General features: G+C 67.1%; 2 protein-coding genes. Both read left to right on the forward strand.

What is annotated here, in order from left to right; translation table 11 throughout:
* On the forward strand, nt 1-511 hold a 511-nt coding region (mreD, locus tag JYJ84_RS33805; RefSeq protein ID WP_205190071.1), incomplete at its 5' end, for a rod shape-determining protein MreD.
* 114 nt (nt 512-625) lie between these two features.
* Nucleotides 626-2,576, forward strand: a 1,951-nt coding sequence (mrdA, locus tag JYJ84_RS33810) for a penicillin-binding protein 2 (RefSeq protein WP_205190072.1), incomplete at its 3' end; no start/stop codon positions are given.

The following is a 2,576-nucleotide window of genomic DNA, read 5'->3' on the forward strand; positions in this document are numbered from 1 at the left end:
GAATCGCCCGCAATACATCCTGCAGCCGGTCAATCCGTACTTCATCGTCTTCAGCCTCGCCGCCGCGTTCCTGCTGAACCTGATGCCGTGGGGCCGCCTGCCCGGCGTGCCCGACTTCGTCGCGCTCGTGCTGCTGTTCTGGAACATCCACCAGCCGCGCAAGGTCGGGATGGGCGTCGCGTTCGCGCTCGGCATCCTGATGGACGTGCATGACGCGGGGCTGCTCGGCGAGCATGCGCTTGCCTATACGCTGCTGTCATACGGCGCGATCACGATCCACCGCCGCGTGCTGTGGATGCCGATCGGCGTGCAGGTGCTGTACGTCACGCCGCTGCTGGTCGTCGCGCAGCTCGTCCCGTTCGTGATCCGCCTCGTGATGGGCGCCGCGTTCCCCGGCTGGCGCTACCTGGTCGACGGCTTCGTCGAAGCCGCGCTGTGGCCGATCGCGAGCCACCTGCTGCTGATGCCGCAACGCCGCCCGGTCGATCCGGACGATACGCGCCCCATCTGAGCCAGGGGCCTGCCTTGAATACCCGCCGCCCCCACGCCCGCCGCGCGCCGCGCTCCGGGGCGGCACCTCGCCCGCACCGGCACGCCGTGCGCGGGCCAGATCGCTTCTAACCGCATGACCGAATTCAACGACACCCAACAGCAGCTCTCGAAGTTCCGCCTGCGCGTCGCGGCGGCGGGCGTGTTCGTGTTCGTCTGCTTCGGGCTGCTCGCGAGCCGCTTCTTCTACCTGCAGCTGATGCAGCACGGCAAATACGCGCTGCAGGCCGAGGAAAACCGCATCTCGGTCGCGCCGATCGTGCCGAACCGCGGGATCATCACCGACCGTAACGGCGTGATCCTCGCGAAGAACTATTCGGCGTACACGCTCGAGATCACGCCATCGAAGCTCGACGACACGCTCGACAACACGATCGACAAGCTGTCCGAGATCATCCCGATCGACGCGCGCGACCGCCGCCGCTTCAAGAAGCTGCAGGAAGACTCGAAGAACTTCGAGAGCCTGCCGATCCGCACCCGGCTCACCGACGCCGAAGTCGCGCGCTTCACCGCGCAGCGCTTCCGCTTCCCCGGCGTGGATGTGCGCGCGCGGCTGTTCCGCCAATATCCGCTCGGCACGACGGCCGCGCACGTGATCGGCTACATCGGCCGGATCTCGAAGCGCGACCAGGATCGCATCGACGCGATGAGCGACGACAACGACAGCGACCAGGAAAACTACGATCCGCGCCGCGACGCGAACAACTACAAGGGCACCGACTACATCGGCAAGATCGGCGTCGAGCAGAGCTACGAGACCGAGCTGCACGGGCTGACGGGCTTCGAGGAAGTCGAGGTGACGGCCGGCGGCCGGCCGGTGCGCACGCTGTCGCGCACGCAGGCGACGCCCGGCAACAACCTCGTGCTGTCGCTCGACATCGGGCTGCAGCAGGTCGCCGAGCAGGCGTTCGCCGGCAAGCGCGGCGCGCTCGTCGCGATCGAGCCGAAGACGGGCGACGTGCTCGCGTTCGTGTCGTCGCCGAGCTTCGACCCGAACTCGTTCGTCGACGGCATCGACCAGCAAACCTGGGACGAGCTGAACAACTCGACCGACAAGCCGCTCTTGAACCGCCCGCTGCACGGCACCTACCCGCCCGGCTCGACGTACAAGCCATTCATGGCGCTCGCCGGCCTGACGCTCGGCAAGCGCACGCCGGGCTGGGGCTTCCAGGATCCCGGCTACTTCACGTTCGGCGGCCACACGTTCCGCAACGACGTGCGCTCGGGCCAGGGCTGGGTCGACATGAACAAGGCGATCATGGTGTCGAACGACACCTACTTCTACATGCTCGCGCGCGACCTCGGCGTGAACTCGATCGCGAACTTCATGAAGCCGTTCGGCTTCGGCCAGATCACCGGGATCGACATCCAGGGCGAGGCGCGCGGGATCCTGCCGTCGACCGACTGGAAGAAGAAGGCGTTCAAGAAGGCCGCGCAGCAGAAGTGGTTCGACGGCGAGACGATCAGCCTCGGGATCGGCCAGGGCTACAACTCGTTCACGATCCTGCAGCTCGCCCACGCGACCGCGACGCTCGCGAACAACGGCGTCGTGATGAAACCCCACCTCGTGAAGGAAGTCGAGGATCCGATCACGCGCGGGCGCCACCTGACCGTGCCGAAGGAAAGCGAAGTGATCCCGCTCAAGCAGGCCGACATCGACGTCGTGAAGCGCGGGATGGAGAACGTGATCGAGAATCCGTCCGGCACCGCGTACAAGGTGTTCCGCGGCGCGCCGTACCTCGCTGCCGGCAAGACCGGTACCGCGCAGGTGTTCTCGCTGCAAGGCTCCAACTACAAGGGCCACCTGCTCGCCGAGCACCTGCGGGACCACGCGCTGTTCATCGCATACGCGCCGGTCGACCATCCGCAGATCGCCGTCGCGCTGGTCGTCGAGAACGGCGGCTGGGGCGCGCAGGCTGCCGGCCCGATCGCGCGCCGCGTGCTCGACTTCTATCTCATCGACCGCCAGAACGCGCAGAACGAGGCGGCGGCCGTGGCTGCCGCGGCATCGGCGACCGAACCCGTCA

The organism is Burkholderia sp. LMG 13014 (assembly GCF_905232215.1).
Classification (GTDB): domain Bacteria; phylum Pseudomonadota; class Gammaproteobacteria; order Burkholderiales; family Burkholderiaceae; genus Burkholderia.